At 43.4% G+C, this 22,991-nt stretch carries 25 protein-coding genes; 9 read left to right on the top strand and 16 right to left on the bottom strand.

Annotated features, from left to right (window positions below):
• Positions 1-2: 2 nt before the first annotated feature.
• The 5 genes from D2U88_RS11685 to D2U88_RS11665 form a co-directional block, all read right to left on the bottom strand.
• Positions 3-2,945: an amidohydrolase family protein gene (locus D2U88_RS11685; protein WP_119640747.1), complete on the bottom strand. Its 2,943-nt coding sequence runs from the start codon at positions 2,943-2,945 to the stop codon at positions 3-5.
• Positions 2,946-3,004: 59 nt separating this feature from the next.
• Complete coding sequence (locus tag D2U88_RS11680) at positions 3,005-4,078, bottom strand: DUF3810 domain-containing protein (RefSeq protein ID WP_119640746.1); 1,074 nt, start codon at positions 4,076-4,078, stop codon at positions 3,005-3,007.
• Positions 4,079-4,169: 91 nt separating this feature from the next.
• A complete protein-coding gene (locus tag D2U88_RS11675; RefSeq protein ID WP_119640745.1) occupies positions 4,170-5,276 on the bottom strand; it encodes a peptidylprolyl isomerase in 1,107 nt (368 codons plus the stop codon).
• 12 nt (positions 5,277-5,288) lie between these two features.
• Complete coding sequence (gene gldI / locus D2U88_RS11670; protein ID WP_119640744.1) at positions 5,289-5,837, bottom strand: gliding motility-associated peptidyl-prolyl isomerase GldI; 549 nt, start codon at positions 5,835-5,837, stop codon at positions 5,289-5,291.
• The gene (locus D2U88_RS11665; protein ID WP_119640743.1) at positions 5,834-6,850 is read right to left on the bottom strand and encodes a DHH family phosphoesterase; all 1,017 of its coding nucleotides are present in this window, start codon (positions 6,848-6,850) and stop codon (positions 5,834-5,836) included. The genes gldI and D2U88_RS11665 overlap by 4 nt, the downstream gene beginning before the upstream one ends.
• Before the next feature lie 74 nt (positions 6,851-6,924).
• Here D2U88_RS11665 and D2U88_RS11660 point away from each other — a divergent pair, with 74 nt between their 5' ends.
• Together D2U88_RS11660 and D2U88_RS11655 are read left to right on the top strand one after the other, a co-directional pair.
• Positions 6,925-7,959: an alkaline phosphatase D family protein gene (locus D2U88_RS11660; protein ID WP_119640742.1), complete on the top strand. Its 1,035-nt coding sequence runs from the start codon at positions 6,925-6,927 to the stop codon at positions 7,957-7,959.
• Positions 7,960-8,009: 50 nt separating this feature from the next.
• On the top strand, positions 8,010-8,429 hold the full coding sequence (locus tag D2U88_RS11655) for a nucleoside-diphosphate kinase (protein ID WP_119640741.1): 420 nt from the start codon (positions 8,010-8,012) through the stop codon (positions 8,427-8,429).
• Positions 8,430-8,442: 13 nt separating this feature from the next.
• Here D2U88_RS11655 and D2U88_RS11650 read toward each other — a convergent pair whose 3' ends face one another.
• Genes D2U88_RS11650 through recF form a run of 4 tightly spaced genes read right to left on the bottom strand, consistent with a single transcriptional unit; the run spans position 8,443 to position 10,804 of the window.
• Positions 8,443-8,949: a GNAT family N-acetyltransferase gene (locus D2U88_RS11650; protein WP_262696598.1), complete on the bottom strand. Its 507-nt coding sequence runs from the start codon at positions 8,947-8,949 to the stop codon at positions 8,443-8,445.
• A 52-nt stretch (positions 8,950-9,001) separates the two neighbouring features.
• A complete protein-coding gene (locus D2U88_RS11645; RefSeq protein WP_119640739.1) occupies positions 9,002-9,298 on the bottom strand; it encodes a DciA family protein in 297 nt (98 codons plus the stop codon).
• Positions 9,298-9,720, bottom strand: coding sequence for a hypothetical protein (locus tag D2U88_RS11640; RefSeq protein ID WP_119640738.1), 423 nt, complete (start codon positions 9,718-9,720; stop codon positions 9,298-9,300). The genes D2U88_RS11645 and D2U88_RS11640 overlap by 1 nt, the downstream gene beginning before the upstream one ends.
• Before the next feature lie 4 nt (positions 9,721-9,724).
• Positions 9,725-10,804, bottom strand: a complete 1,080-nt coding sequence (gene recF, locus D2U88_RS11635; protein ID WP_119640737.1) for a DNA replication/repair protein RecF — start codon at positions 10,802-10,804, stop codon at positions 9,725-9,727.
• A 127-nt stretch (positions 10,805-10,931) separates the two neighbouring features.
• On the opposite strand from recF, the gene D2U88_RS11630 reads away from it, so the two are divergent.
• From D2U88_RS11630 to D2U88_RS11600, 7 genes are all read left to right on the top strand, one after another.
• Positions 10,932-11,693: a tetratricopeptide repeat protein gene (locus D2U88_RS11630; RefSeq protein ID WP_119640736.1), complete on the top strand. Its 762-nt coding sequence runs from the start codon at positions 10,932-10,934 to the stop codon at positions 11,691-11,693.
• Between the two features lie 3 nt (positions 11,694-11,696).
• The gene (ribH, locus tag D2U88_RS11625) at positions 11,697-12,179 is read left to right on the top strand and encodes a 6,7-dimethyl-8-ribityllumazine synthase (protein ID WP_119640735.1); all 483 of its coding nucleotides are present in this window, start codon (positions 11,697-11,699) and stop codon (positions 12,177-12,179) included.
• Between the two features lie 241 nt (positions 12,180-12,420).
• On the top strand, positions 12,421-12,705 hold the full coding sequence (locus tag D2U88_RS11620) for a riboflavin synthase subunit beta (protein WP_119640734.1): 285 nt from the start codon (positions 12,421-12,423) through the stop codon (positions 12,703-12,705).
• Positions 12,705-14,552, top strand: a complete 1,848-nt coding sequence (gene mutL, locus D2U88_RS11615) for a DNA mismatch repair endonuclease MutL (protein ID WP_119640733.1) — start codon at positions 12,705-12,707, stop codon at positions 14,550-14,552. The genes D2U88_RS11620 and mutL overlap by 1 nt, the downstream gene beginning before the upstream one ends.
• A complete protein-coding gene (locus tag D2U88_RS11610; protein WP_119640732.1) occupies positions 14,553-15,287 on the top strand; it encodes a rhomboid family intramembrane serine protease in 735 nt (244 codons plus the stop codon).
• 3 nt (positions 15,288-15,290) lie between these two features.
• Positions 15,291-16,154 (top strand): rhomboid family intramembrane serine protease, encoded by an 864-nt coding sequence (locus D2U88_RS11605; protein ID WP_119640731.1) that lies wholly within the window; start codon positions 15,291-15,293, stop codon positions 16,152-16,154.
• A 3-nt stretch (positions 16,155-16,157) separates the two neighbouring features.
• The gene (locus D2U88_RS11600) at positions 16,158-17,198 is read left to right on the top strand and encodes an endonuclease/exonuclease/phosphatase family protein (protein WP_119640730.1); all 1,041 of its coding nucleotides are present in this window, start codon (positions 16,158-16,160) and stop codon (positions 17,196-17,198) included.
• Here the strand turns inward: D2U88_RS11600 and D2U88_RS11595 are convergent.
• The 7 genes from D2U88_RS11595 to D2U88_RS11565 are packed head-to-tail and all read right to left on the bottom strand — an operon-like array spanning position 17,187 to position 22,960.
• Entirely contained in the window at positions 17,187-17,495 is a 309-nt protein-coding gene (locus D2U88_RS11595) for a DUF6122 family protein (RefSeq protein ID WP_119640729.1), read from the bottom strand. The genes D2U88_RS11600 and D2U88_RS11595 overlap by 12 nt on opposite strands.
• A complete protein-coding gene (locus tag D2U88_RS11590) occupies positions 17,488-18,120 on the bottom strand; it encodes a WbqC family protein (RefSeq protein WP_119640728.1) in 633 nt (210 codons plus the stop codon). The genes D2U88_RS11595 and D2U88_RS11590 overlap by 8 nt, the downstream gene beginning before the upstream one ends.
• Positions 18,121-18,138: 18 nt before the next feature.
• Positions 18,139-19,881: a signal peptidase I gene (gene lepB / locus D2U88_RS11585; protein WP_119640727.1), complete on the bottom strand. Its 1,743-nt coding sequence runs from the start codon at positions 19,879-19,881 to the stop codon at positions 18,139-18,141.
• 48 nt (positions 19,882-19,929) lie between these two features.
• Positions 19,930-20,631, bottom strand: a complete 702-nt coding sequence (gene dapB / locus D2U88_RS11580) for a 4-hydroxy-tetrahydrodipicolinate reductase (protein ID WP_119640726.1) — start codon at positions 20,629-20,631, stop codon at positions 19,930-19,932.
• A 3-nt stretch (positions 20,632-20,634) separates the two neighbouring features.
• Positions 20,635-21,279, bottom strand: coding sequence for a DUF5683 domain-containing protein (locus D2U88_RS11575; RefSeq protein ID WP_119640725.1), 645 nt, complete (start codon positions 21,277-21,279; stop codon positions 20,635-20,637).
• The gene (locus tag D2U88_RS11570) at positions 21,272-22,186 is read right to left on the bottom strand and encodes a ParB/RepB/Spo0J family partition protein (RefSeq protein ID WP_119640724.1); all 915 of its coding nucleotides are present in this window, start codon (positions 22,184-22,186) and stop codon (positions 21,272-21,274) included. Before D2U88_RS11570 ends, D2U88_RS11575 begins: the two co-directional genes overlap by 8 nt.
• Complete coding sequence (locus D2U88_RS11565) at positions 22,187-22,960, bottom strand: ParA family protein (protein ID WP_119640723.1); 774 nt, start codon at positions 22,958-22,960, stop codon at positions 22,187-22,189.
• Positions 22,961-22,991: the final 31 nt, after the last annotated feature.

Below are 22,991 nucleotides of genomic sequence, written 5' to 3'. Positions count from 1 at the left end.
GTTTATAGGGTGTCACAATTAAATTGTTCTTTCTTGCTTTGGACCGGGGTCTTGGTCTTTCCGCCTTTTTTCTTCTCGTTCAGCATCATACCGATGAGTTGGTTCCTTTCTTTTTTGGCGGATTCACGCAACATTTTGTCCTTTTCCAAATCAAAATAAACAGTTCCTTCGATCATTGTTTTTTCTGCCTTGGCATATACGGACAATGGATGGTCTGACCAAAGGACCAAATCGGCATCCTTACCTTCCTCTATGCTTCCTACGCGGTCGTCCAAATGCAAAAGTTTGGCAGGGTTAAGGGTAACCATTTTCCATGCCTCTATTTCTGAAACACCACCGTATTTTACCGTTTTACCGGCCTCTTGGTTCAATCTACGTGACATTTCCGCATCATCACTATTGATGGCCACGGTAACACCCTGACTGGCCATGATGGCTGCGTTGTACGGGATGGCGTCGTTCACCTCGTACTTATAGGCCCACCAATCGCTGAAGGTGGAACCCCCAACACCATGTTTGGCCATTTTATCCGCGAGTTTGTATCCTTCCAAAATATGAGTGAAAGTGTTCATGCGGAAACCAAACTTCTCCGCCACTTTCATCATCATGTTGATTTCGCTCTGTACGTAGGAGTGACAGGTAATGAATCGTTCACCGTTCAAGATTTCGGCCAAGGTTTCCATTTCCTCATCATAGCGATAAGGCTGTCCGCTCTTTTTCTTGGTATCGTATTCCTTGGCTCTTTGGAAATAATCGGTGTATACCTGTTCTACACCCATCCGTGTCTGTGGAAAACGGGAGTAACTGCCCCAGTTGGACTGTTTCACGTTTTCACCCAAGGCAAACTTGATAAATTTGGGAGAATTCGGGAAGATAAGGCCATCGGCATTTTCGCCCCATTTCAACCTTAAAATAGCAGAACGCCCACCGATTGGGTTGGCGGAACCGTGCAATAACTGAATGGTGGTAACACCTCCTGCCAGGTCTCGGTAAATGCCCATATCCTTTGGATCTATAACATCCTTCATACGGACCTCTGCCGAAGAATTTTGTCCTCCTTCGTTTATGGCCAAAGCGGCAATGTGTGAATGTTCGTCAATGATTCCTGCGGTCAAATGCTTTCCTGTTGCATCCACCACTGTTGCACCGCTCGCCTTAAGATTTTTACCAACTTTGGAAATCTTTCCGTTTTTTACAAGTACATCGGTGTTTTCCAGGACAGCTTCACCGGTCCATACCGTAGCATTTTTGAAAAGAATATTTTCTTGCTTGGGCTTGGTCTTGTAGCCATATCCTACATTGGGGTAGGTGAGGGCGACCAATTCAGGTTTTTCAGTTTCTTCAGGGGTTGATTTTTCCTCAAAGGGTTTGGTTTGGGTCATGGTTGCTGTGGACTCATCCCCATTGGGAAGTATCACCTTTCCGGTAATGGTTTGTGACCCTGGCATTACATGGGCCACCATGCGGTAGGATCCCATGCCATCTTCAGAAAAGGCAAGGTTCAACCAATCGTCATCGTAAGCAATTTTGGACTCCAAGGTCTCATCACCTTTTTTGATTTCGGCTTTTGGTTTATCTACGGAACCGGTCACTGATACGGTATAGGTATTCGCTCCAACAGAAAGATTGTAATCCCCACGGATGTCCACAATGTCCATGGACTGGATGATGTTCTTACTTCCTTGTACCCAGTTTTCATAAAGGATGGTTCCCTTGTCGAAAATTTCACCGGAGGTGATCAGGAAATTGGCCTGACTTCCAGCCTGTAAGGAACCTACTTGCCCTGATTTTCCCAAAATACTTGCGGGAATAGTGGTCAATGCCTCAAGGGCCTTGGTCTTGGGAAGTCCATATGCAATGGCCTTCATCAGTTTTTCTTTCAGGTCCGAGGGGGACTTTAACCCGTGAAGGGTTATGGTAAACTCGATGCCGTTATCCGCCAATACTTTGGGGTTGGATGGGGCCAAGTTCCAATGTCTCATATCCTTAAGGGCAATATACTTAGCCTGATAAGGGTTGGAAACATCATAAGCATCTGGAAAGTTCAAGGGGAGAATCAACTTCGCATTGGTGGCCTTGATGTCGTCAATTCGCTCATACTCATCTCCTCCTGCCAAAATAACATATTGGATTCCGAAGAGGTCCCCGATTTTGTCGGCCCTCAACACATTGCCATTATCGCCTGCATCAAAAACTTGAACCAACCCCTTGTTGGCAATCAAAGCTTCTAAAGAACGGTCCTTGGTGTCCACGTTGCCTTTGCTGTACCAATCCATATCGTAGTACATTTGGCGCATAAGGGCCATGGCGCCCATTAGGGAACTAGGATAGGATTGACTTTTGGCAACACTCTTGGTAAAAGAAAAGTATTGTGCCGATTTATCGGACAGGATACGTTGTGCCTCACTGCCTTCGTCATTAAGGGCAACGAGCAATCCGGTGCCGCGGGCAATTCCGTCCTCGATGTGCGCGTTTACGGTTCCAAAACCGGCCTTTCTAAGCTCACCTGCTTTTTTGGAGTCGTATTTAAACTCGTTGATGGCGTTATTTTCTGGCATGATATGGTCGTTCCAGTAAAATCCTTCCCTTTCCGGGCCATATTGTGCAGAACGTCCACCACCACTGGCGCGTTCAGGTTTTTTTACCCCGAAATCCGAGAAAATATCAACAAAGGATGGATAGATGGATTTTCCTTCCAAATCCTCCACAACCGCATTTTTAGGGATGCTCACGGATTTCCCGACCTGTACCACTTTTCCGTTTTGGATCAGAAGGGTACCTTTTTCAATAACTTGGGTTGGGGTAACATAGATCTTGGCATTGGTAAATGCCGTGTAATTGTTGTTCTTCTTTGCCTTTACACCGTCATTTATGGGAAAATAATCCTGTGCAAACAAAGAAACACTGCCCATGAAGAGGGACAGCGCCAAGAGTTTAATTTTCATAAGGTTATTATTGAATTAGTTGGTTTAAATATAACCTAAGTGCATAGATTGCACAAGTTTCAGCCACCTTGAAAAACCCTGTTTTGGTAATTGATCATGAGCCCCACGACCGAATTATAACTTTTGATACCTTCCTTTTGGTTGTTCACCTTCAAAAATGTGTTGAACACGGATTTGAACAGGGGCTCCAATGGATTCTCATATTTTTTCCAAAAATCGTTCAATTCCTTAAAATTTTCCTTTACACCGGGATTAATGGTGGTCAAAATCCTATTGTATTGGGTTTCATCCTTGTAAAACAGATCGGAAAGGCAATACCCCAAGGCATGATGATAGGAAGCGTATTTGAAGTAAGCATCATCACTGTTCGACGTGACCAGATAGCCAATGAAATTGGTCGCATCCTCGGCGGAGTATCCCAATTGGTGGCCCACTTCATGGCCACTTACCATAGGTAATCGAAAGAGAGGTGTTATCCCGTTTACTTGGGCTTCATTGGTAAAAGGATTAAGATAACCCCCATAACCCATAATGGTCAGTGGCAGACTGTAAATGGAGGATTTCAGACTCGGGTTTTTGTATTCAAAATCCGGATATTGTTTTTTGAGTATTGTATAGGCTTCCTCGGTTTTTTGAAAAATTTCCCTTTTGGAGTAGGGGATGTGTACCGGGGCAAGGCTATCCTGGGTTATTTGGTATTGGTACTGGTTCGTTTTTTCCACAATATATTCGGTAAAATCCACCAATTCCTCCATGGTATATTCCCTTTGGATGTTCAACTTCCATGTGATGGGCTGACGGTAATAATTCATGCCCCAAAGCAAATGGAAAGCAAAATAAGCTATGGAGAGGACCACGACCACGTTCTTTAAAAAGAGCAGGGGATTGGCCTTGATTACTTTCCAATGTTTGTAAATGTATCTGCCTGCCAAAAAAAACAAGGCCGTGTAAAGCAGATCCCCAAACGAGAAAGGGATCCATCCGAACAGTATTCTCAGAAACCTGGAAATATAGATGTACAGGCCATTGCTGTAATAGTTTTCCACTACGTCCGGGTAGCTCGCCAACCATCTGACCAATAGAATTTGGGCCGGAAGTAAGAGGGCGATAATGGTTTTTGTTCTTTGTCCCATTTACATAAATAAACTCAAGGTCTGTGGCATGTTCGAATAGAAAAAGCCGCACGGAAAAGCACGGCTTTTTTGTATTTTCTTTTAGGTGGTATTATTCCATGACTCCTACTACTTCCAAATCGAATACTAAAGTGGATCCACCAGGGATAGGACCATAGTCAGAATCTCCATATCCAAGATGTGGTGGGATGAACACACGAAGTTTGTCGCCCACTTTCATGGTCAACAATGCTTCCCTAAAACCTGCCGCCAATTGCGCATCGGGGCTGTACTTCATCGGGAAGGGGGTATAACCGCCTTGATCTCTACGACCAGGATTCAATTGATTGAATTTTTCGGCAATCTCTTGAATATTGCTATCAAACAATTCCCCGTTCATCAACCAGCCAGCATAATTTACCAAAGCCATTTGACCAATTTCGGGTTGCTCGCCTTCGCCTTCCTTCAATTTAAGTATTTTTAGTCCTGTTGGGGTTTCTTCGGCTTTTGCCATTTGCTCGGTAAACTCCGCTGCCAAATCTTGTTTCATTTTAATAAAAGCTGCCGAAACCGCTTTTTCTTCCTCAAAGTAATCGCCCAAGATTTTTATCGCATCAAATTTTTTGGCCTCCTTTCCGTTCCGAACAATTTCCACATGGTTCATCACCACATCGGTTTTGGGCCTGTCGCCGGGGGCGGTTTCTACATTGGCAATGGAATCCACCACGTCCAATCCTTTTACCACTTCCCCAAAAACAGTGTGCTTGCCATCCAACCACGGTGTTTCTTTGTGGGTGATGAAGAATTGGCTGCTATTGGTCTTCGGACCACGGTTGGCCATGGAAATGATTCCCTTTTTGGAGTGTCTCAGGGAATCGTTGAACTCATCCTTGAAAGTGTAGCCAATGTTTCCACTTCCTGTACCCGATGGATCACCGCCCTGGATCATAAAATCCTTGATGACCCTGTGGAAAATGATGCCGTCATAGAATTTTTTGTCCTTGTATTCATCGTTCACATATGGGTTGTTGCCCTCAGCAAGCGAAACAAAATTGGCCACGGTAACGGGTGTTTTTTGGTATTCCAATTTTATGACGATGTCACCTTTCGTCGTCTGGATATTGGCAAAGATGCCATCTCCCAAATCGGCATACTTGCTCGATTTACATCCGAAGAAAACCGTGGAAATCAGGATTAAGATATAAAGGGATTTTTTCATTGTATTTTAAATTTAGTTTAAACTGTCCTTGTTTATGATGATGGTGTGTAACTCTATCGAAGATTTTACCGGGGTCCTTGGTCCAATGGCATTGTTGTCGCCTTGGTATCCGTATGCCTGGAGCGATGGGAAAATGAAGGTTGCCTTTTCGCTCACCTTGAGTAATTTAACTGCATTCTGTAATCCCGGGAACAATTGTTGTTTGTCCACCACATGAGACACGGGGCCAATGTCCTTGGCGGTATATATAGTGTCATTGTCCAAGGTCATCAAATTGTAGGAGAACAAGATTTGATCATTGGTCTTGGGCAAATAGATTGCTGTATCGTTCTTGGTCTCAAAATAATACCAAAAACCATTGGGGCTGGTCAAATATTCATGAACCGTATCTTTTTTGATGATATCCTGAATGGCCTTTTCTTCCTCTGCCAGCAATTTCTTGTTGCGTTCAATGGATTCCTTGTAGAAACTACCCGTTTTTACCTCAACGGGTTTTCTAGGTTCGGGTCCGCCACAATTGATGAACAAAAGGGCCAGGAAAAAAACGAAAGCAATTCTCATGGGTTCAGTTCGCTTTTATAGGTTTTTAGGATGTCGTTAAAGCGTGATATGGTCTCTTCCATACCCAATTCACTTCTTCCCCCGGCAGCATTGGTATGGCCACCACCGTCGAAATGATTACGGGCAAATTCGTTCACTGAAAAATCACCAGTGGAGCGCAACGATATTTTGATGATGCCTTCTTCCTTGTTTTCAATAAAGATCAAGGCAAAAATAATGCCTTCCAAAGTAAGGCCGTAGTTTACAAAACCTTCGGTGTCCCCTTTTTTATAGTCGTAGGCATCCAATTCTTCCTGGGTCAGGGTGATATAGGCCGTGCGGTATTCCGGCAAAATGACCATATTGCTCAGGGCCACTCCCAACAAATGTAATCTTGAAGGGGAATTGGTATCGAAAACCTGACGGTGTATCTCCATGTTTTCCGCGCCTCTGTCAATAAGTTCGGCCACCACTCGGTGTGTTTTACTAGAGGTAGATCGGTATTTAAAAGACCCCGTATCCGTCATGATCCCAGTATACAGATTGGTCGCGATATCCTTGGTAATGGCGTCCGTTTCACCCAAATACTGGATGAAATTGTACACCATTTCGCAGGTGGAACTCATGGTAACATCGGAATAGGTTACCTTGGCATAATCACTGGGTTGCTGATGGTGGTCGATCATGATAAAATCGGCCGTGACCGCTTTCAGAGTGGTCTCCATTTGCCCCACACGGGACAGGTCATTAAAATCCAAAGTAAAGATAACCGTGGCTTCTTCCAGCAATCGCACGGCTTTTGGATTTTCCCTTTCAAAATTGATGACAGAGTCGTTTTCCGGCATCCATTTCAGGAATTTTGGATAATCGTTCGGGGCGACCACATAGGCGGTCTGCCCCATTTCCTTTAGGAAACCATATAGCGCCAAACAGGAGCCCATGGCATCTCCATCTGGGTTTTTATGGGGGATGATCGCTATTTTTTGAGGTTGGGAAAGTATCGACTTTACTGTAGTGATGTCCTCTGGATTCATGCGGCCAAATATACAATAATATAATATAGAGCTAACTTGCATAATCCTTATTTTTGAAGACCTAAATTCCAATCATGAGACACTTTAGTGTATTGTTCCTTTTGGTTGCCCTGATTATGGGATGTAAAAAGAAGGAAGAAAAACCGACCGTAATCCAAGAAGAAACAAAACCCGATTTTATTGTTGCCTTCGGGTCTTGCAACATGCCGCAGGAACCCAATCCTTTTTGGGACGATATTTTAGCAGAACAACCCGATGTATGGATCTGGGGCGGCGATATTGTGTATGCCGATACCGAAGATATGGATAGGTTACGTTCCATTTATGCCATGCAGGATACGGTATCCGATTATGCAAAATTAAAGACTGAAGTGCCGATTATCGGTACATGGGACGACCATGATTTTGGGGTCAACGATGGGGGTGCCAGCTTTGCGGTTAAAAAGGAAAGTCAACAAGTGTTCCTTGATTTTATGGGGGTTCCTCAAGATAGTGAAAGAAGGACCCGTGAAGGCGTTTATGCTTCCCATGATTATCAGACCGAAGCGGGAAAATTGAAGGTCATCATACTGGATACCCGTTATTTTAGAAGCGACTTGGTGAAGGATGAAGACCCCAATAGACGGTACAAACCTAATATAGCTGATGATGCCACTGTTTTGGGTGATGCCCAATGGGCGTGGTTGAAAAATGAGTTGACCCATTCCGATGCCGACTTTAACTTGATCATGTCCAGTATCCAATTTTTATCGGGGGAACACGGTTTTGAATCTTGGGGCAACTTTCCGAAGGAAGTAGAAAAAATGGAAAATATGATTGTGCAGTCCGAGGCAAAAGGGGTTATCATTTTGTCCGGAGATAGGCATATTTCGGAATTCTCTAAAACGAACCTTCCGGGATTGGCTTATCCCTTGGTTGATTTTACGAGCAGCGGTCTTACCCATTCCTATTTTAGTTATAGCGGGGAACCAAACAAATATAGAGTAGGGGATGTGGTCTCTGATAAAAGTTATGGGATCATCAACCTAAATTTTAAGGATAAGGAGGCCGATATGAAAATTATGGGGGATAATGGGGCGGTACTTCAGGAGTTAAAACAAACCTATTAAACCTTGTCCGTTATTCGAAAAACTGTACTTTTGCGCAAAATTTAAAGAAAATGACTGGAAATAGAACGTTTACCATGATCAAGCCTGATGCCGTTGAAAACGGGTACATCGGTGCGATTTTGGAAAAAATAACGGCTGCTGGGTTCAAGATTGTGGCCATGAAGTACACACAATTGAGCAGAAGGGATGCCGGGGAATTCTATGCCATCCACAAAGAGCGTCCATTCTTTGGCGAATTGGTCGATTTTATGACCAGAGGCCCCATTGTGGCCGCTATTTTGGAAAAGGACAATGCAGTTGATGATTTTCGTGCCTTGATCGGTGCAACCAACCCTGCCGATGCTGCCGAAGGTACCATCCGTAAGTTGTATGCCGCCAGTATCGGTGAAAATGCCGTCCACGGTTCCGATAGTGATGAAAATGCTGCCATTGAAGGTGCTTTCCACTTTTCTGGAAGGGAAATTTTCTAAGGACAATAAAATACTAAGAAGAAGCCGCTCCAAAAGAGTGGCTTTTTTTGTTGGAATATAAAAGCAATTCTTCCTTGCCGCCGGGAGGTAAGATTAAGTCCTTCCTTGAAAACCCTAGTTTTTCAAGCAGTTGACAGGACCTTTTGTTTTTAGGCATTACGATGGCCAAAACTTCATCAAAATCCAAAGTCGATCTAGCATATTCCGACAGTGCATTACTAGCCTCGAACATAAGCCCCTTTCCTTCAAATTCAGGTAAAAGGGCAAATCCGATATCCGGGTTTGCTAGATATTCCCGTTTCAAAAAGCCACAAAGACCTATAGGTGCCTTGGATTCCTTCAAGACTAATTTATATAGCCCAAAACCATTGGTTTTATAGGAGTTTAAAAGGCCATTTCGGATGTAATTTTTGGCATCTTCCTCGGTTTTGACCCCTTTGTCACCAATAAATTGTAGCCATGACGGACTATTGAGCAATTCCAGGATAAAGGTTGAATCGGAAAGTGCCGCTTCAGAAATGATCAGCCGTTCCGTGGAGAGGATGACTTACATGATAAACGATATGCCAAAATCATCGCAGTACCAATTTTTTGACCAGTTCCCTACCCAGTTCCTCATTGATCATGGTGATGATCTTGGATTTTCCCAAACTGAGTTCCTCGCGCAAAACCGAAGAGGAAAGCGAAACGTAAAGCGTTTCATTTTTCAATTCTACCGATGTAGTGTAGTTGTTCACCCCATTGCCCATCAGGTTGGTCCAAGCTTCGCGGGCATCCACCTTGTCCATACCCTTTTGAAGGTTGTTTTCCTTGATGAATTCGCTCAAAGCATCACCCAAAGCCATATGGTCATTGTTTCGTTTGGCCATTATTTGGGAATTTTAATGGGTTCGAAACGCTTGTACGTATATTGGATGCCATCCATGTTGGTCACGGAGAAACCCATGGAATCCACTGCAACCAAATTCTCCTCCCACTCACTGAACTCGTTTTTGTACTGAAGGACAAAATTTTGGTTTCCCTTTGTTAGGGTAAAAGACTCCGTGTCGTTAGAAGTGTCATATGTGCCGTCAAATTTGGGCTGCATTTTTTTCCGGTACCCTTTTCCGTCTTCAAATTGAATAAAGTCGATACTTGGATTTACACCGTATTCCTTGATGGAGCCATCGGGAAAAACCACTTCTGAAATCTCCCAATAGCCATTCAAATAATGAAGGTCTGCTTCCTTGACGGAGGTACTTTCGCAAGCAAAAATCAATAAAGTGATTATGGTAAAAAGGAATTTTTTCATGATGCTACAAGGTAAAGATTTTATAGCTCTGATGGATATTTTTCACCACATTTTCGGTACGTTCCGCATGGGTGTCACTGATAAAGATCTGCCCAAAATTGTCATTCTTCACCAAACCCACAATATGGGAAACCCGATTCTCATCCAACTTATCAAAAATATCATCCAATAATAGAATGGGGGTAGTGCTGGCCTGTTCCTTTATAAAATGGAACTGGGCCAATTTCAAGGCGATCAGGAAGGATTTCTGCTGTCCTTGACTTCCAAATTTTTTGATGGGATGTTCGGCAATGGTAAAGTTGAGGTCGTCTTTGTGAATGCCCACAGAGGTATATTGCAGTGCCCTGTCCTTATCGATGTTGGCCTCCAAAAGATCAAGCAGACTACCTTCATCAAGTTGACTTTCGTACGACAACATGATTTGTTCCTCTTTATCCGAAATGTGCTCGTACTGCTCTTTGAAAATGGGAATAAAGGAAGAAATGAACTCTAGCCGTTTTTTATGGATTTCGGAGCCCAAGGCATGCAATTGTTCGTTGTAAATGGACAAAGTTCCTTTTTCAAAAGTATGGTTGGCCACAAAGTATTTTAAAAGAGAGTTCCTTTGTGTCAACACCTTATTGTATTTGATGAGGTTGTTGAGATAGGCTTTGTCCGATTGCGAAATGACCCCGTCCATAAATTTTCTTCGGGTGTCGCTGCCTTCCAAGATCAGATCGCGATCAGCAGGAGAAATGATCACAAGGGGTAAAAAACCGATGTGCTCCGAAAACTTTTCATACGGTTTGCCATTTCGTTTGATTACTTTTTTGGTGCCTTTTTTAAAGCTGCAGATAATTTTTTCGCTCCTGCCTTCCTTTTCAAACTCCCCATCCACCACAAAAAATTCAGTATCGTGTTTGATGTTTTGTGTAGAAACCGGATTGAAATAGCTCTTGCCAAAACAAAGGTGGTAAATGGCGTCGAGGATGTTCGTCTTTCCAACACCATTATCGCCAACCAAACAGTTGATTACCGGGTCGAATTCCAGGTCCTTGGAATCAAAATTTTTGTAATTGACTAAAGATAAATGTCTTAAAAACATATGGCTTTTGAGAAACAATGGGATTTTTGCAGGTTGGTGCCCAAATTTGCGATTCCAAAAATAACGAATAAATTACCTTTTGGTTTTGGATAAAAACTTTATTTTTGCGCGACCAATTTAATGACGGATGGCAACATACAAGAAGAGAGGCTTCAAGCCAAAAAATAAAGAAGAGGAAGCTCAATTAGACGATCACGACAGTACAACAGCGGAAGTATTCCACACGTTGGACGAGAGTGCATCACGCACCGAGGCATGGGTACAGAAGAACCAAAACTATATTTTGGGCGTTATTGGAGCTGTTGCTGTTGGTGTTTTGGCCTATTTGGGTTACCATCAGTTCATCCAAAAACCAAAGGAGGCTACTGCCGCCAACGAACTTTTCTATCCACAACAATATTTTGACCAAGCCTTGAACAGCGAAACCGAAAGGGATTCTTTGTTCACTTTGGCCTTGAACGGTGCCGAAGGTAAATATGGTTTCTTAGACATCATCGAGGAATACAGTGGTACCAAAGCGGCCAACCTTGCCAAATATTCTGCAGGGATGACCTATTTGAACCTTCAGCAATACCAAGATGCTATTTCCCAATTGGAAAGCTTTTCATCCGATGACGACATCATGGGAGCTATGGCAAAAGGGGGTATCGGGGATGCTTTTTCCCAATTGAACCAGCCTGAAGATGCCTTGGATTACTATCAAAAAGCCATTGCCCATAGCGAAAACGAGTTCACAACTCCAAGATTCTTGTACAAAGCCGGAGTGGTTGCCATTGAACTTGGACAAAAAGAAAAGGCATTGGGTTATTTTGAACAGATCAAAGAAAAATATCCTGACTCCCAAGAAGGAATCGGTATCGATGCCTTGATCGGGATGGCCCAAAACTAAAACATGGCCACAGAGAACAAAAACTTATCCGTTTACGATAAAAATAAAATCCCAAACGCGAAGGATCTTCGGTTTGGGATTGTTGTTTCGGAATGGAACGGACAGATTACCGAGGCCCTTTACCAAGGTGCCCAAGAGACCCTTTTGGATTGTGGAGCATTGCCAGGGAATATCATCCGTTGGAATGTTCCTGGTAGCTTTGAGCTTACCTTTGGCAGTAAAAAAATGATCAGTACCCAACAGGTGGACGCTGTTATCGCCATTGGAAGTGTGATCAGAGGGGAAACCAGCCATTTCGATTTCGTATGTAGTGCAACGGCCCAAGGCATCAAGGATTTGAACGTTGCTTACGATGTCCCGGTCATTTTTTGTGTGCTTACCGACGATAATCTACAACAGTCCTTGGATAGGAGCGGGGGCAAACACGGCAACAAAGGAACCGAGGCGGCCATAGCGGCCATCCAGATGGCGGTGTTGGGGAAATAGAACAATCTTAAGTTCAAGAATCAAACTCAAGCTCAAGTTCGAAGAATAAGTTCGAGATTCAAGTGTGAGCCTAACGATTCTGTTTTTCCAGACTTCCAATATTCCAACAATCCAGTAATCTAACAATCCAAAAACCCATCAGTCCAAAAATCCACGGATTGGTTGTTAACATTTTTTGGGAACGGCGCCCCAGCCCTTTTTTCTATTTTGAGTACCTTTGGACATATAGGAGAAGGATATCATGCGAAACCCCCTGAAACTTAGGAAAAATAGGAGCTTTGAGTATTCACCGCGATACTATAAGGGGGAGGGCAATCCTTATAAGATAGAACACAAACTGGATAAATTCCGAAGTACGGTACAGACCAATAGAGGTATCAAGAACAAGTTTACCTCGGCCATGGATGACCTGAAAAACGAAGGGGACAAGAACATGAAACTTCGATTTCTTGTAATAGTGGCCATCTTGGTCTTATTGTTCCTCATCATCATAGACTTCGATTTATCGATATTCTGGACTTCCTAATGGCGGACATCATCAAACTTTTACCGGACCATGTTGCCAATCAGATTGCGGCAGGGGAGGTGGTTCAACGCCCTGCTTCCGTGGTAAAGGAATTAATGGAAAATGCCATAGATGCCGGTGCCAGTACCATTAAATTGATCATCAAGGATGGTGGTAAGACGTTGATCCAAGTCGTTGACGATGGGATGGGAATGAGTGAGACCGATGCCCGATTGTCCTTTGAGCGTCATGCTACATCTAAGATCACATCTGCCCAAGATCTTTTCAATCTACATACCAAAGGGTTTCGCGGTGAGGCTTTGGCTTCCATTGCAGCCATTGCCCATGTGGATATGCAAACAAGAAAAGAGGATAGCGAGGTGGGCGTTCAGCTCAAAATCGAAGGAAGTAAGATCGTTTCCCAAGAGGTGGTGGCCACTCCCAAGGGTACATCCATTTCCGTGAAAAACCTGTTCTTCAACATTCCAGCACGAAGAAACTTTTTGAAATCCCACCAAGTGGAGCTACGGCATATCACCGATGAGTTCCATCGGGTGGCCTTGGTACATCCCAATATCGAATTCCATTTTTATAACAACGGGTCGGAACTGTTCAATCTGCCCAAAACAAAACACCGCCAGCGGATTGCCCATATTTTCGGCAACAGGATGGAGGACCGGTTGGTGCCCGTGAACGAGGAAACGGAGGTGGTGAAAATTTCCGGATTTGTCTGCAAACCCGAATTTGCCAAAAAGAGCAGGGGCGAGCAGTTTTTCTTCGCCAACGACCGTTTTATCAAGAGTCCTTATCTGCATCATGCCGTGACGGCCGCCTTTGAAGGTTTGATCAAATCGGATATGTACCCAGGTTATTTTCTTTATTTGGAAGTAGATCCATCGTCCATCGATATCAACATACATCCCACCAAAACCGAGGTGAAATTTGATGATGAAAACACCTTGTATGCCATCTTGCGTTCCACGGTAAAGCATAGTCTAGGGCAATTCAATGTGGCCCCGGTCTTGGATTTTGATCATGATCCCAATCTGGATACGCCTTATGCCTACAAGGAAAAAGATGCGATTTTGCCTAGGGTTACCGTCGATGCTTCCTTCAATCCATTCAAGGAAACTTCGGAATCCAAGGGAATGGGTAAATCCTTTCAGAAAACAAGTGTTAAAGGTTGGGAAGGCATGTATGAAGGCTTGGACAAGGATATTGATGTGGAGGAATTCAGCAGTGTGGTAATCGAATCCGAAAGTGAAGTACAAGGGACATTATATACCGATGAAGAGGTGGAGGAACGCTTGGCCGCCACTTTTCAATTAAGACGGAAATATGTAATGAGCACCGTGCGATCGGGCTTGTTGGTCATCCATCAAAATAGGGCCCATGAACGCATTTTGTTCGAGAAATTTTTAGGGGAAATCACCGTAAAGGAAGGGGTAAGTCAACAATTACTCTTTCCTTTGGAACTGACTTTCAACAAACAAGAATTGGCCGTTCTTAACGAAATCAAGGAAAGCCTGACAAATATCGGGTTCGCTTTTGAAAGTTTGGAGCATGAAACTGTAAAAGTGACAGGTGTGCCCTTGGTAGTGCCCGAAAGTGGGATTGGCACGGTATTGGATCGTTTGATTGCCGATTATATGGAAGGTTTTAATGATGGAACCCTTTCACAGGCAGAGGTCCTGGCCAAAGTGCTTTCCAAAAACCTGGCCATTAGAACGGGGGAAGTTTTGGACCAAGAATCGCAATTGGCATTGGTGAACAATTTGTTCGCCTGCAAGGAGCCTTCCCTTAGTCCGTTTCAAAAAATAACGTATACCATTGTCTCCGAAGGAGATATCGATAAAAAATTCAGCTAGATGGGTAGAATGACAGAGGCAGTAAAACACTTGTTGATCATTAATGTGATCATGTTTTTTGCCACACAATTATATGGGGACCAAATGTACCAATGGATGTCGCTTTGGTTTCCCAAAAACCCCAATTTTGAGTGGTGGCAGGTGGTGACCCATATGTTTATGCACGGGAGCCTCATGCATATTGTTTTTAATATGTACGCTCTTTGGGCATTTGGTACGCCATTGGAGCGTATTTGGGGAAGGAACAAGTTCCTGTTCTTCTATTTTTCGGCAGGATTGGGTTCCGCAGCATTGCACACAGGGGTCAATTATTTTCTTTTCACCGAAGGAATCAATGCTTTGGAAGGAGCCGGCATTGCCAAGACACAGATTTTGGATATTTTGGCCAATGGACAATATAGTCCAGGTTGGTACAATGTGGCATCAAAAGGTACTATAGACAGCATGCTTACGGCATTCAATACACCTGCAGTGGGAGCTTCGGGAGCTATTTATGGTGTTTTGGTAGCTTTCGCCTTTATGTATTCTGAGGCAAAACTGATGCTCATCTTTTTACCTGTGCCCATCAAGGCCAAGTATTTTGTGCCCCTATTGATTGCCAGTGACTTGATATTTGGTATTAGCAACGTGAATACAGGGGTGGCGCATTTTGCCCATATTGGGGGTGCGTTGATCGGATTTGTAATGATGTGGTACTGGAAAAAGAACCAGTTTAAAAACAATAGATGGGATTGATCTATGGCTAGTGGAGGACTTCAATATCAATATGCTAGGCTGACCATTGCGGAGAAGTTGATAGCCCTGAACGTATTGGTTTTTTTACTGGATGGACTTTCCAAGGCTTTACTTGGGCATTCCGTTTCCACATGGTTCCAATTGCCTAAGGATTTTTTGGAGTTTATTGGACAACCCTGGTCCTTGGTGACCTATTCCTTTTTCCATGCAGGGCTGATGCATATTTTTTGGAACATGATCATGCTCTATTTTGCGAGCCGTATCTTTTTGAACCTTTTTGATGCCCAAAAGTTCATCAATGTATATTTTTTGGGGGTCATTGTGGGTGGATTGGTATTTCTTTTGAGCTATAACGTATTCCCAACTTTGTTGAATACCAACACAGCATTGATAGGGGCCTCTGCTGGGGTAACGGCCGTGCTGATCTTTGTCTGTGCCTATATTCCCAACCAGGAGGTCCGCGTATTTTTCTTCAATATCAAACTGTGGTATATAGGGGCGTTTTTTGTGTTGATGGATTTGATCCAAATCCCTTATGGAGGAAATATAGGAGGTAGGCTGGCTCATTTGGGAGGGGCGTTACTCGGCTATGTCTATGCCCGTCAGCTGTTCAAGGGAAATGATATCGGTTCTGGGTTTACCAAATTGAGAAATGCCATCACAAGTCTTTTTAAACCAAGGGAAAAAAAGGCACCCATGAAAACGGTTTATAGAAAGGGTGCAACGGCAAACAACAAAGTGGATTACGACAAACAGGCCAAACAACGAAAGATAGATATCATTTTGGACAAGATCAGCAAGTCGGGGTACGAGAGCCTGTCCAAGGAAGAAAAGGATTTTTTGTTCAAGGCGGGTAAGGAAGACTGATGAATGAATAAATCAACCTCAATATTTGATAGGGTGGTTTTTGCAGTCAATTTATTGATTGCCATACTTCTTCTGTTTGTTGGGGTCCTTTCTTTTGTACCCTTTCAAATAATTCCCATACTTTCTGTTTTGAGCTTGTTTGTTCCATTTCTTTTCATTCTCAATATTTTGTTTGTGGCATATTGGCTGATCAAAAGAAAGAGGAAATTTTTACTTTCTTTTTTTGCATTGGTTTTAGGGTATTTGATCTTTGGAAGATTCTACGGGGTTGGAAATGAAGCTGATGTGTCACACCCACGCCCTTCTGATTTAAAAGTAATGACATTTAATGCTTGGGGATTCAACAAAAATGGTTGGATAAAGGAGTCTGACGTAGGAGATAAAATCATTGCTTTTATAAAAGATGAGGATCCCGATATCTTGTGTTTCCAAGAGTATGATAGGAATAGATATAGACAGTTACAACAATATCCATATAGAAGTGAAACACCTTACGGGGCGCATAGGACAACCCAGGCTATATTTTCGAAGTACCCCATTATAGGAAAGGGTTCTTTGGATTTACCAGGTACGATCAACAATATTATCTATGTGGATATCGCATTTGGAAAAGACACTCTTCGGATTTACAATACTCATTTACAGTCATTTAGTATTATACCAAGCACAGAGTCTTTTGCTGATGGAGAGAAGTCTGAGAGAACATTTAAACGCTTAACAAGTACATTCAAAAAGCAGTTGGAGCAAGCAAAAATTTTTAGAGATCATATAGAAAATAGCCCGTATACCAATATTGTTTGTGGGGATTTTAATAATACCCAATTTTCAAACATATATAAAATCATAAAAGGGGATAGGCTGGATACTTTCTTGGAAAAAGGAAATGGTTTTGGTCGCACTTATGACTTGTTCAAATTCCCCATCAGGATAGATTATATTTTAGCCGACCCGGAATTTGAGGTGCTTTCCCATCAAAACTTCAACGAAAGACTTTCCGATCATTTTCCGGTCATGGCCACATTGCGCTTGGATTCACATCAATAAGCAATCCATTGTATCCGCAAAAATGTGGAGGAGCAGGGCTAGGCCAATCAATCGTGTGGGTTTAAAAAACGGAAGGATACAATATCCCAAAATGGCCCAATAGGAGTGCAACGGATGAAAGCCGATACTGCAACGGTTTGGGTCGAATAGTGGATTGGCCCAAAAATGGTCAATATCAATGAGAATACCGGCCCATAAAATCAATAATGCTCCTATCCGGTTTCCTTTCAAAAAATAGAAAGCGATGAAGATGGGAACTATAAAATGGATTCCGTAATGGATACCGTGCCTAATCATGCAAAAAATCCAAAGATTGTTCTTTTAAGTAGGTGAGTGCATTGGTTCCCTCATTGAACAGGAGGTCCAAAATACTGAGGTTCGGAATAAAGCCATGTCTTTCTTCAAATACCTGTGGGTAAGATTCCAGATTCATTTTCCTTTCCTTTTTGGCCTCTACCAAAAAACGGGTATCGACCACGCCCTTGGGGCTCAATTCATATTTGTCCGTTCTTTCCCCTGCTAATGGAACTCCCAAACAGTCTCCTATAATCTCAATGGCCTTTAGGTTAAACTCCAATAGAGAAGCTTCGTTACCTTCGAACAAAGGCCTGATATCATCCTCATAGAACTCAAAGAACGGAGAGGTGCGGTATGCGGTTTCCAGGGTGCGCCAATGCTGTTTTTTCCAAGGGTAGCTGTTATCCATAAGCACGTCGGCATATTTTTGACGACCTTCCTCGCCACCCACATGTTGTATGGGGATATTGAGCATGTGCTTGCCCTTGTCCGTGCAGATGTAGCAACGATTCCTGTAGGTCTGCTTCTGAAAATTGTCATGCGCCTCCCAAACCACTTCTTGCTGTGCTATGGCAGCAAAAGTAGCGATGTTGGGAAGATATGTTGGATGAAGCAGTAATTTCAAAAGTGAAACGATTTTGAATTATGCCGTTTTCTTCTTCTTTCTTTTACGGAAAAAATCGAAGACGAACCAACCGATGAGCAGGGCCACAAAATATTTGAAATAGGACACAGGTTCGCCGCTCCCACCCACAGTGGTAAAGATTCGGTCCCAACGAGGCCTCCAATGGGCTATACCTTCCTGGAAATTGTCAAAACTCATCCAGAGGAATACGGGCTTGCCCACAATGTGGTCGGCAGGTACATAGCCCCAAGTTCGGCTGTCCTCGGAATGGTCGCGGTTGTCGCCCATCATCCAATAGTAATCCTGTTTAAAGGTATAGGAATGGGCTTCCTGCCCGTTAATGTAAACTTTATTCCCCGTGATTTTTACATCATTGTGTTCGTAATCCCTTATGATTTTCTTGTAAAGTGGGATGGTCTTGGCATTGATCTCTACTGTTGTGCCTGCTTTGGGTATGTAAATGGGGCCAAAGTAATCGTTGTTCCAAGGATATAGGTTCGGTTTTTGAGGGAATGCACCTCCATATTCGCCTTTGGGCTCCTCGGTCTTCACGACCGAATCTATGGCTGGGTTCTCACGGAGTTGTGCCACCATTTCATCGGTCATGTTCGCAACCCTAAACCGTGGTTTCTCTTCTGTCAAGGAAAGCCTTAATTGACGAATAACATCGGTTGGGATTCCTTTTTCTTTAGTGATGAGTTCAATTTTGCCATCACTTGTTCTATTTCCTCCTAAAATATAAGGGGAAAGGGCATTGACCTGACTTTCGCTGATGTTGGTGGCAATATATTTTCGTAGATAATCCGCGGCATCAACATCTTCCAAATACTTACTGGAAACGCCATTTTGGGCATAAACCTCATAATCATACATGGGTTTGGCACGGTCGGAAAGTTTTAACTGTTGCCCATTAATATAGACATACCCATCAATGACTTGAAGGGAATCTCCCGGAGTGCCCACACACCGTTTTACGTAGTTGGATTTTTTGTCGACAGGTTTCATTACGGCTTTTTGCGCCTTAAAAAACTGGTACAGGGTATCCGATGGGAGACTGAAAACGACAATATCATTTTTCTTGACTTTTTCAAAGCCGGGCAAACGCATATAGGGCAGTTGCAACTTGTTGATCCATGAGGTCTTGTAGGTCTCGGGGTCCACATCGGCCAAGTAGGAACGTGTCTTGAGTATCGGAAGGGTGTCGTGCACCATGGGTGCCGCCAAGGTGGTCATGGGTACCCTAGCGCCGTAATGGAACTTGCTCACGAACAAAAAGTCCCCAATTCGCAAGGTGCGTTCCAAAGAGCCCGTTGGAATTACATAGGGTTGAATAAAATAGGTATGGACAAAGGTAGCGGCCACAATGGCAAAAACAATGGAACTTACCCACTCCCCAAGTCCGGTGCGTGGTTTCAGGCTTCTATCCTCAATGTAGGCTACATCTTCAAAATAGTTGATATAGTAGATGTAAAACCCAAGGGTAAGGATCACCAACCAAGTATCTAAAAGGGAATGTTTTCCAAAACTTCGGATGGTTTCCACCCAAACTACGGGGAACATCAATAAATTGATTATAGGAATGAAGAGCAACAGTACCCACCACCATGGCCTTTTGATGATTTTCATCAAAACGATGCCGTTATAAACCGGAATTGCAGCTTCCCAGGCCTTTCTACCTGCCTTTACATATAGCCTCCAGGTTCCTAAAAAGTGGATGACTTGAATGACCAAGATGAAAATGATCCATTGTATTCCGTCCATATAAAAGTTTCTTAGTTAGACTTGATGCCTAAATTGTTGTTACGTTTTTTAGCTTAGGTTTAACACATCCTTCATGGTGAAAACTCCAGTTTTTCCCTTGATCCACTCTGCAGCGATAACAGCTCCCAGAGCAAATCCCTCGCGATTGTGTGCCACGTGTTTTATTTCAATTTTGTCTACGGCACTTTCGTAGGAAATACAGTGGGTTCCAGGTACCATACCTTCGCGGATGGAATTTATGGTAATGGCCTTATCTGCGGTTTCGTGCAACTTCCAATTTTCATAGGAAGAATTTTTGATGATTCCTTCGGCCAAGGTAATGGCGGTACCACTCGGGGCATCCAATTTTTGGGTATGGTGGATTTCTTCCATGGAAACCTTGTATTGTTCCAACCCGGCCATCATTCTGGCCAAATGGGCATTGAGTTCAAAAAAGATATTAACGCCCAAGCTGAAGTTGGAGGCATAGATGAACCCTCCATCATGCTTTTGGCATAGTTCCACGGCATCGGCATAATTGGACAACCAACCTGTAGTGCCACTGATTACGGGAACGCCATTTTTAAAACAATTCGTAATATTTTCAAACGCAGCATCGGGAGTACTGAAGTCGATGGCTACGTCCATTGATTTGAAATCGATATTTTCCGTACCGGCATCAATTTTGGCAACGATGGTATGGCCTCTTTCCTGAGCGATATGCTCGATCATTTTTCCCATTTTACCATATCCAAAAAGACCAATGTTCATTTCTTAAAATTTAACGACCAAGGCCATTCCATAGTTGGGTTGGTTGGTCAGGGGGTTCAATTCCAAATAAGGTTTAAAATCGATTACCAAATCATCATCCACATTGTATTGTTTCAAGTGGGCGTCCACGTTGGCATCGATGATGTTCAAGGCATAAAGAGCAATGGTGATGACCAAAGATAGATCTCGGTCACGTTGAGTGCTTTCCTGAGCTTCTTGGAGGGCATCGTCTGATATACGTGGTGTAGTTCCATCGCCATAAAATTCATCGTCCGTGAATCCTGCCAGCCTACGTTTAAAGGCATTTCTTGCCCTCCTATACTCGGTGTTGTTGTAGGAATAGGCATAAATGGCCGTACCCATGGCACCCCACACGATCGGTGCCTTCCAGTATCGCTTGTTGTAGATTTGCCCCAAGCCTGGTAGAATAGCGGAGTAAAAGGCAGCCTTACTGGGAGCCAGAGGGTTTACGCTTTCCCTTTTGCTCACTTCCTCAAAGGTGATACCCTCTCCGTTCAAACCTTGGGTCAAGGAATCCACTTCTTTGGTCTGAGGTTGTTCTTTTTCCGGGTTTTCTTGTTTTTCCTGGGAAAAGCCAATGTGAAGGAACAATATGGAAAAGAACCAAAAAAGAAGGTTTTTACTCACCTGTCAATAGTTTTTTGATACGCTTGAACTCTTCCTCGGAATGGAAGGGAATCACAATTTTTCCTTTTCCGTTGCTGGATGCGGTTACATCCACTTTGGTGGAAAGATAATCTTTTAAGGCATCGATTCCGTTGGAAACAAAGCTGGGCACTTGTGCGGGCTTGCCATTCTTGTTTTTTTCTACACCAGGATTGTCCGAAGGTTCCTTATAATCCTTCACGATCCTTTCGGTATCGCGAACGGAAAGGCCATCGGAAACAATTTTTTCGTAAATGGCGATTTGGTCCTTTTTCTTGTCGATGTTGATCAAGGCTCTGCCATGACCCATACTGATGAACCCATCTCGCATTCCGGTTTGAATGATCGGATGCAGTTTCAATAGTCTCAGATAATTGGTGATGGTAGAACGTTTTTTACCCACGCGATCACTCAATTTTTCCTGTGTGATCTGAATCTCATCGATCAGGCGTTGATAAGACAGTGCAATTTCAATGGGGTCAAGGTCCTGCCTTTGGATGTTCTCCACCAAGGCCATTTCCAAGGATTCCTGGTCGTTGGCAATACGGATGTAGGCTGGAATGGTTGTAAGTCCCACCAACTTGGAGGCACGGTACCTACGTTCGCCCGAAACCAACTGAAATTTGTTGAAATCGAGCTTGCGAACGGTTATGGGTTGTATGATGCCGAGCTCACGAATGGAACTGGCCAGTTCTTCAAGGGCTTCGTCATTAAAATTGGAACGCGGCTGAAAGGGGTTCATCTCTATGGATTCGATATCCAATTCCACTACATTCCCGATGACCTTGTCCGCATTCTTGTCCGAAACCGATTGGATATCGTTCTCGGGGTCTTTCAAAAGAGCGGACAGGCCTCTACCCAAAGCCTGTTTTTTTGTTGCTTTCGCCATTTAAACTTTCTCCTTGTTTTTCTTCAAAATTTCGTTGGCCAAGTTAAGATAATTCGAGGCACCCTTGCTGCTGGCATCGTATTTTATGATGCTTTCCCCATAACTTGGTGCTTCACTCAGCCTTACGTTTCTTTGGATGATGGTATCGAAAACCATATCCGCGAAGTGTTTTTTCACTTCTTCAACAACTTGGTTGGATAGGCGTAGCCTTGAATCGTACATGGTCAATAACATGCCCTCGATATCCAGGTCGTTGTTGTGTATTTTTTGGACACTTTTTACGGTGTTCAACAGTTTTCCCAAACCTTCAAGCGCAAAATATTCACATTGGATGGGTATCATCACAGAATCTGCAGCGGTAAGGGCGTTCAACGTTAAAAGACCCAAGGAAGGGGCACAATCGATCAGTACAAAATCATATCGGTCACCAAGACCTTTCAGGGCCTCCTTCAACATATATTCCCTATTGTCTTTGTCCACCAATTCGATTTCAATGGCCACAAGGTCAATATGTGCCGGAATAAGGTCCACATTGGGGGAATCGGTCGGAATGATGACTTCATCCACACTCATCGTATGTTCGAGCAGTTGGTAGGTTCCTTGCTCCACGGAATCCACATCGATACCTAAGCCGGATGTTGCATTGGCTTGGGGGTCGGCATCGATCAATAAAACTTTCTTTTCCAATACACCAAGAGAGGCCGCGAGATTTACCGTAGTGGTCGTTTTTCCCACACCGCCCTTTTGGTTTGCAATAGCAATAATCTTGCCCATTTCATAGTAAGTTAGGTGCTAAAAATACGAT

It is taken from the genome of Flagellimonas aequoris (genome assembly GCF_003584165.1).
Lineage (GTDB): Bacteria > Bacteroidota > Bacteroidia > Flavobacteriales > Flavobacteriaceae > Flagellimonas > Flagellimonas aequoris.
The sequence above is the reverse complement of the archived record's forward strand: the minus strand, read 5'-3'. Positions and strand labels throughout refer to the sequence as shown.

What these genes read in the sequence shown, in the direction of transcription:
- D2U88_RS11570 (WP_119640724.1), bottom strand. Translation starts at nt 22,186, where the DNA reads ATGGCGAAAGCAACAAAAAAACAGGCTTTGGGTAGAGGCCTGTCCGCT.
- D2U88_RS11605 (WP_119640731.1), top strand. Translation starts at nt 15,291, where the DNA reads ATGGCTAGTGGAGGACTTCAATATCAATATGCTAGGCTGACCATTGCG.
- mutL (WP_119640733.1), top strand. Translation starts at nt 12,705, where the DNA reads ATGGCGGACATCATCAAACTTTTACCGGACCATGTTGCCAATCAGATT.
- D2U88_RS11655 (WP_119640741.1), top strand. Translation starts at nt 8,010, where the DNA reads ATGACTGGAAATAGAACGTTTACCATGATCAAGCCTGATGCCGTTGAA.
- recF (WP_119640737.1), bottom strand. Translation starts at nt 10,804, where the DNA reads ATGTTTTTAAGACATTTATCTTTAGTCAATTACAAAAATTTTGATTCC.
- D2U88_RS11640 (WP_119640738.1), bottom strand. Translation starts at nt 9,720, where the DNA reads ATGAAAAAATTCCTTTTTACCATAATCACTTTATTGATTTTTGCTTGC.
- D2U88_RS11680 (WP_119640746.1), bottom strand. Translation starts at nt 4,078, where the DNA reads ATGGGACAAAGAACAAAAACCATTATCGCCCTCTTACTTCCGGCCCAA.
- D2U88_RS11600 (WP_119640730.1), top strand. Translation starts at nt 16,158, where the DNA reads ATGAATAAATCAACCTCAATATTTGATAGGGTGGTTTTTGCAGTCAAT.
- D2U88_RS11565 (WP_119640723.1), bottom strand. Translation starts at nt 22,960, where the DNA reads ATGGGCAAGATTATTGCTATTGCAAACCAAAAGGGCGGTGTGGGAAAA.
- lepB (WP_119640727.1), bottom strand. Translation starts at nt 19,881, where the DNA reads ATGGACGGAATACAATGGATCATTTTCATCTTGGTCATTCAAGTCATC.
- D2U88_RS11595 (WP_119640729.1), bottom strand. Translation starts at nt 17,495, where the DNA reads ATGATTAGGCACGGTATCCATTACGGAATCCATTTTATAGTTCCCATC.
- D2U88_RS11685 (WP_119640747.1), bottom strand. Translation starts at nt 2,945, where the DNA reads ATGAAAATTAAACTCTTGGCGCTGTCCCTCTTCATGGGCAGTGTTTCT.
- D2U88_RS11610 (WP_119640732.1), top strand. Translation starts at nt 14,553, where the DNA reads ATGGGTAGAATGACAGAGGCAGTAAAACACTTGTTGATCATTAATGTG.
- D2U88_RS11645 (WP_119640739.1), bottom strand. Translation starts at nt 9,298, where the DNA reads ATGGCCAAACGAAACAATGACCATATGGCTTTGGGTGATGCTTTGAGC.
- D2U88_RS11620 (WP_119640734.1), top strand. Translation starts at nt 12,421, where the DNA reads ATGCGAAACCCCCTGAAACTTAGGAAAAATAGGAGCTTTGAGTATTCA.
- D2U88_RS11630 (WP_119640736.1), top strand. Translation starts at nt 10,932, where the DNA reads ATGGCAACATACAAGAAGAGAGGCTTCAAGCCAAAAAATAAAGAAGAG.
- D2U88_RS11675 (WP_119640745.1), bottom strand. Translation starts at nt 5,276, where the DNA reads ATGAAAAAATCCCTTTATATCTTAATCCTGATTTCCACGGTTTTCTTC.
- dapB (WP_119640726.1), bottom strand. Translation starts at nt 20,631, where the DNA reads ATGAACATTGGTCTTTTTGGATATGGTAAAATGGGAAAAATGATCGAG.
- D2U88_RS11660 (WP_119640742.1), top strand. Translation starts at nt 6,925, where the DNA reads ATGAGACACTTTAGTGTATTGTTCCTTTTGGTTGCCCTGATTATGGGA.
- gldI (WP_119640744.1), bottom strand. Translation starts at nt 5,837, where the DNA reads ATGAGAATTGCTTTCGTTTTTTTCCTGGCCCTTTTGTTCATCAATTGT.
- D2U88_RS11665 (WP_119640743.1), bottom strand. Translation starts at nt 6,850, where the DNA reads ATGAATCCAGAGGACATCACTACAGTAAAGTCGATACTTTCCCAACCT.
- ribH (WP_119640735.1), top strand. Translation starts at nt 11,697, where the DNA reads ATGGCCACAGAGAACAAAAACTTATCCGTTTACGATAAAAATAAAATC.